The sequence below is a fragment of the Echinicola sediminis genome (genome assembly GCF_054777495.1).
This window is the reverse complement of record NZ_BAAHAP010000138.1, coordinates 1-5,844: the sequence shown is the minus strand read 5'-3', so window position 1 is coordinate 5,844 and position 5,844 is coordinate 1. Positions and strand designations below refer to the sequence as shown.

General features: G+C 38.3%; 4 protein-coding genes. All 4 read right to left on the bottom strand.

Annotated elements, in window-relative coordinates; all coding sequences use genetic code 11:
- Positions 1 to 1,631, bottom strand: a 1,631-nt coding sequence (locus ACYVAA_RS20980) for a glycosyltransferase family 4 protein (protein WP_460545597.1), incomplete at its 3' end; no start/stop codon positions are given.
- Between the two features lie 489 nt (positions 1,632 to 2,120).
- Positions 2,121 to 3,146: a glycoside hydrolase 100 family protein gene (locus ACYVAA_RS20975; protein ID WP_460545595.1), complete on the bottom strand. Its 1,026-nt coding sequence runs from the start codon at positions 3,144 to 3,146 to the stop codon at positions 2,121 to 2,123.
- Between the two features lie 173 nt (positions 3,147 to 3,319).
- Positions 3,320 to 4,462: a glycosyltransferase family 4 protein gene (locus tag ACYVAA_RS20970; protein ID WP_460545593.1), complete on the bottom strand. Its 1,143-nt coding sequence runs from the start codon at positions 4,460 to 4,462 to the stop codon at positions 3,320 to 3,322.
- The gene (locus tag ACYVAA_RS20965; protein WP_460545590.1) at positions 4,459 to 5,109 is read right to left on the bottom strand and encodes a PIG-L family deacetylase; all 651 of its coding nucleotides are present in this window, start codon (positions 5,107 to 5,109) and stop codon (positions 4,459 to 4,461) included. Before ACYVAA_RS20965 ends, ACYVAA_RS20970 begins: the two co-directional genes overlap by 4 nt.
- Between the last annotated feature and the right edge of the window lie 735 nt (positions 5,110 to 5,844).

The following is a 5,844-nucleotide window of genomic DNA, read 5'->3' as shown; positions in this document are numbered from 1 at the left end:
CCAATAATCGTATTGGCGATACTTCTAATTGATTTTAGTTTTTCGAAATTGGGCACCGCATCAAAAAACAGTAATCGACCAGCTTGGAAATAGGCATCATTAGGGGCATTTCCCAAAAGGTAACCCAATGCCCAAATGGTTCTTCCAAACGAATCTTCTGATCCTACTTCATCCTTGAACGTTCTGTTGAATCCCAGAAAGTTCTTAAAAGTACCGTCCGGATTTTGCATATAATGAATATAACTAAGGTAAATAGGCATATACTCTAAGGCCAGTGGATCATGTTTCTGCTTATAAGCCATTAGGACCATAATAAGCGCCCTAGCATTATCATCCAGACAATACCCTTCCTTGAGATTGGGAATACCGTATTTCGCATGTTGGATAATCCCTGTGTCATCTGTCAATCGTTTGATATGCGTCAGTGAAAATTTGGGCATTAACCGAATATTCAAAATGATTTTTCTTTTTTCCGTATTGATTGGCACTTCCTCTAATACAGAATTTAAAAGATTTTTATACTTTCTCCCAATCTCGGGCCAAGTTATGGTCTTTCCATATTCAAGTGCCTTTTCTTTGATCCCTTTCAATTGGTCAGGATCATCGAATAAGCTGTTCAAGAGCATGGAAAGTTCTTCGTGATTTTTAAAACCGAAAATTTTCCCTTTTCCGCTTGCAAGAAGTTCTTCTGCATGCCAATAAGGTGTGGACACTACCGCGCAGCCTGCCCCAAAAGCATAACTAAGGGTCCCGCTGGTTATTTGGGTTTTGGCCAGATAGGGAGTAATATAAACATCACAAGCAGTAAGATATCTCACCAGTTCACTTTCGTCAATAAACTCATTTATAAATATTACATGGTCTTGCACATCCAAATTCTTCGCTAGACGATGGAGATAATTTCGATACTCTTCACCTGCATATTTGATTACATTCGGATGTGTTTTCCCCATTATTAAATAAATGGTATCGGGATATTTTTTAATTACCTCCGGAAGTGATTTGATCACTGTTTCGATTCCTTTATTGCGGCTGATAAAGCCGAAGGTTAACAATACCTTTTTGCCATTAAAGCGAAAAGTTTTTCTCACTTCAGAAGCGTCATAGTGGATATCAGGGACCCCGTGTTCTATCAAATTTATTTTTTCTTCGGGCACAAGGTATATTTCTTCGAGCAATTTAACGGCCTTATTACTCATAACCACGATCGCTTTGGCCATTCTGCATATCTCTTTTAAGATAATCTTTTGATTATACGAAGGGGTATCAAGAACAGTGTGAAGCGTAACAATAAATGGCATCTCGAGCTTATGAAGTAGAGGAAGAATATACACCCCGCTTTCTCCTCCATATATTCCAAACTCATGTTCAAGCACACAAAGGTCCAAACCACTTAAATTTATAAAATCAGCTACTTCAAGATAATCTGATTGCTGATCCTGTTGCAATTTCATCCTCACCTCTTTAGGGTAAATATATTGACCATCATTATCACTGAGTGCTATCACATTACCTTCATATTTTATATCATCATCCTCAAACGCTTTTTTTATATTTTGTTGAAGATTTTGGGTGAAGGTGCCGATTCCACACTCTCTTGGAGGGTAAGTACTTATATATCCTATTTTCATGCTTTTCTGCCTAGTAATAATAAAATCATTTGAATAATACCATTCTTCATTGTACTCTGACAGTGATTCCTGTTGTTTTAATCCACAAATAGACACCTGTCTTAAGATTAATTGAACAATACCTGAAGTATTTTTAATAAATCATTAATCTCTGAGTTCCCTTTAATGCTTCTTTACTACTAAAGGTATAGCCCACTGGTTTTAAATAGCTTACACTATTCAACCATACATTTATATATATCACAGATTTACAAATGCTTCAAAGGACAATAGTTATCTTAGGAAAGGCTCGATCCTAAAAGAAAGACAAATAGGAAACAATACATCGATATCAATGGGCAAAGAAAAGTGAATCAATATCGCCTCAAAGTCTAAGAAGATTTGCGCTTGCTGATTTTCATCTCTTTCATAATTAACCAGATAATCCCATCACTTAACCGCAAACGCCCACTATTGATATTTGCAAAAAATGCCCGGGCCTACCAGTCTTTATTGAAACCTTTTAGCTACCTCTTCTCTCATTTCGTCAAAAAATGGCGTTTTTCTTTCTTGAACACACTTGGCTGCGTACATATAAAGGGCTGCACTCCAACTTTGCCAATCTTGCCCACAGGGGAGACCATCTCTTGGCCTTATCCATTCATTAAACCCAAAAGATAATTTACTCTCCTTAGAACTTTTAACCATATGAGTAAGACTTACCAGTTTCATTTCGGCTAGGTTGTATTTATGGGCGGCCACAAGTGAACTTATGTAGATACTGCATACAAAAGGCCAAATCCCGCCATTGTGGTACTCACCTGGCATGTTATATTTCCTGTACCTAGAGTGCCAGTCAGGGTCCCCCGGTTCAATAAAAGGAAAGAAATTAGGAGGTAGGTCTGGTGTTATCCTTCCTTCATTTTTTTGCTTTTGACACCATTTTTCAATCCACTCAATAATGGCTTCGGCTCTTTTTAACGACGCTATTCCTGACAAAATAGCCAAGCTATTGCCCAATAGATCAAATCTATCACTACGGAAAACTTTATATCTCCACAATGAATAATAAGGAGGATTCTTCCATAATAATCCTTTTTGAGCATCTCCCAGCCCTCTATTTTTGTCCAGATTAAGAAATCTTATTTCCTTAAAAATTTTCAACGCCCTTTCTTTACACCCCAAAAGCATCAGAAAACTAAATACCAGGGTATTTACAAACAGCCCATAACCAATTACCCATTGTTCATCCCGCCAATCACTGGTAGGCAGTTGGGCAACAAGGTGTTCATCATTAGGACTTTGGTATTCCATCCACGTTAACGATTTTCTAACAGCCTTTTCTAAAAATAGAGGTTCTCCTACTATTCTTCTGAAAATACCTACACCCAATAAAAATAACGGAGTGGTATCACTTGCCCCTCTATTATCCTCTTCATGGACCAAAGAAGGAATGTGGCCTTTGGGAGATTGGTTCTGGGCAAGCTTTTCCAGTACCTTTCTGGTACTCTTTATTAACTTTTCATTTCCGGACACTCCTACCCCTAGAATTGAAAACATAAGATCCCGCGTATAGGGCTCAGGATATCCAAATCCAGCGGTCCTGGGCAATCCCGCAAAAGGACCGTCAGCATTATATAATAAAACGCTCAAAGCCGCTTCCTTAGCTTCTTCAACTAATTTGGTGTTTTCGGAATCCACGTCTCCTCCTAATTAATCCCCAACCTTTCTTGAATAATCCTTATAAATTTTCGCGCTACAACGCGGTATTCAAAATTGGCGAGGACATATTCCCTCGCCCTTTCCCCCATTTTATCTCGCAAGGCCTTATTATTCATTAGTTTCAATAAATATTTAGCAATGTCATGCACATCTGCTCTATAATCCACTACTCTTGGACTTTCAAACACCTCTATATGTGTCTCTTCATAACCAGATTCAATACCCAGCTCAACTTTATTGATTTCGATTTCTTGTGACACTCTAGCCAAAAAACCTGTTTTATTATGTACTATGGTATCCAACATTCCCATCGCATTAATACCAATAACAGGTTTTTTACACGCTCCTGCTTCAACTTGTGGCATACCGAACCCTTCCAATCTAGAGGGGGCAGCGTAAATGTCACATGCTGCAATCAGATATGGCATAAAATTCCGTGAAAACGTATTTGTGACGTATTGAACCCTATTTTCGATGCCTAATAATTGCGAAAGTTCTCGATCGACTACATTCTGAAGATTAGTTCTTTCCTGAGGCCACACTTTACATATATACCTCCAGTCCGAAACTCTATTTTCAATAATAGCCAGTGCTTTCATGACCTCCTGCGCTCCTTTTGAAGTTGCATCTCCTCCAACTGTAAGGATCATTAACTGATCGGAAGATATTTCAAGAGCCTCTCTTATGGCCAATACTTTTTCGTCATCTGCCGCAACAGGATAAAATATATCCGTTTTACATCCCACAGGCAAAACCTCAATATTCTCGCCCTTTATACCATCACGAATATACATTTGTTTGACCCAGTTTGATGTAACCAAAATAAGGGGAAGCTCATTTAAAACCTCCCGGTAATTACCAATAAATCCGTCAGCTACCAGCCAGGGAACGGCTGCTACCCCGTATCTATTGGGATGAATAACGATATCCTGAATATATCCCCAATACCCAATGCCTACCACTATATCCGGTCTAAACCAACGGTAATACCATTCTTTCTCCAGTGAAGATTGAAAATGGACAGCACAGGCATCAACCCCTATCTCCAACAGACCTTGATACAACAAATCACCCTGAGTAGAAAGTCCTCCAGGGGAAGGGGGATAGTCATATAATACCAATACCTTCATTTATTTGTATGTTTATTTAACCATTTGGTAGCATCCTCAGCATTTCGAAAACACCAAAAAGCCTCCCTCCAACTACACGCCTTAAATTCCCAACTCTCATGGGAGAAACCATATACGCCACTGATTAATGCTCGTTTTGCTTTGAAAACCTTCCCTCCAAGCGGTAATTGAAAGTGGGCATCAGGAATAGGTTTGGGCACGTGCCGTAGGTTATTGTCGTGGTAGGCAAAAAGCCATAATTCATCGGTCCTGATACGTTTTTCCTGCCATAATTTTATAACTGATTTACCGATTTCTTCATGCCGGAGATGCTGAGTATATTCACCAAAAGGACTATGAGAAAAAATCAAATTCATTGGTTTGGAAGACACTAGGTCCACAATAATATTTTCAAGAGAATTTAAATCTAACGGTTTTTGTTCCGGTCCATCGTCAAGATCAGCCATTATGCCCTTGGCTCCAAACACTTCAAGAGCGCGATAAAACTTTGGTGCCCTATCTCTGTCATTTGCCCTGCAGAGGCAAATGATGGTCCAGTTCCAATTAGGATTTTCTAAAATCAATCCTCCCGCCCAAATAGTCTCATCATCAGGGTGTGCCACTAGGATGGTGGCATTAATTTCATTTGGATAGTTCTTGCCTTTCATTCATTTTTCAACTATCATGAGAGATTCATAATTTTAAGATTATCCACTCGAATATGAAATCATTTAAATGACATCAGCTATCATTGTAAATTAAAATGATATTTATCCCGTGGATAATTCCTATAATGAGGGATATATCTTCCCCTTCACCGGAAAGAAACAGCAATTAAGATAAATAGGTAGCGCTATTCGTCTAAGTTATTTATTTACTTTTAAACAATGAAAGAGCTTTTTTGAGTACCTCTCAAAACAGGCCAGAGATAAAAGATCATGCACAGTAGTAGTAGCTCAGTCCTATTACTGTGCAGTCAGAAGCACATATCATGCATTATACCTGATATATGGGGATGAGCTGGACTAATCTTTTTTCTCTTTTTCCCTTCTCTTTGCTTCCTTCGCCGCCCGCTTTTCTTTTAAATTTTTCACAGGCTGCTTTTTATCTGATTTCGATTTACTGTTTTTTTCCTTAGACATCTTATTTGAATTTGGTAGACACGTTTATCTTACTAAGGAATTTATAGATATCTCACAAAATAAACCTTACAGTAAAAAAAATAAACTTACAAATATCACACATCCTGCTCCCGTATAGGTCATCTAGAAAATAAAACTCATTGAGCACTCCTGTACCTTATAAATTTTCCGGGTTTTGATTCCGCTTTTGCTTTAATTTCTTATAATATGAAGGCGTAAGCCCCGTCACTTTTTTAAATTGATTGGAAAGATGGGCTGCAC

What these genes read in the sequence shown, in the direction of transcription:
- ACYVAA_RS20970 (WP_460545593.1), bottom strand. Translation starts at nt 4,462, where the DNA reads ATGAAGGTATTGGTATTATATGACTATCCCCCTTCCCCTGGAGGACTT.
- ACYVAA_RS20965 (WP_460545590.1), bottom strand. Translation starts at nt 5,109, where the DNA reads ATGAAAGGCAAGAACTATCCAAATGAAATTAATGCCACCATCCTAGTG.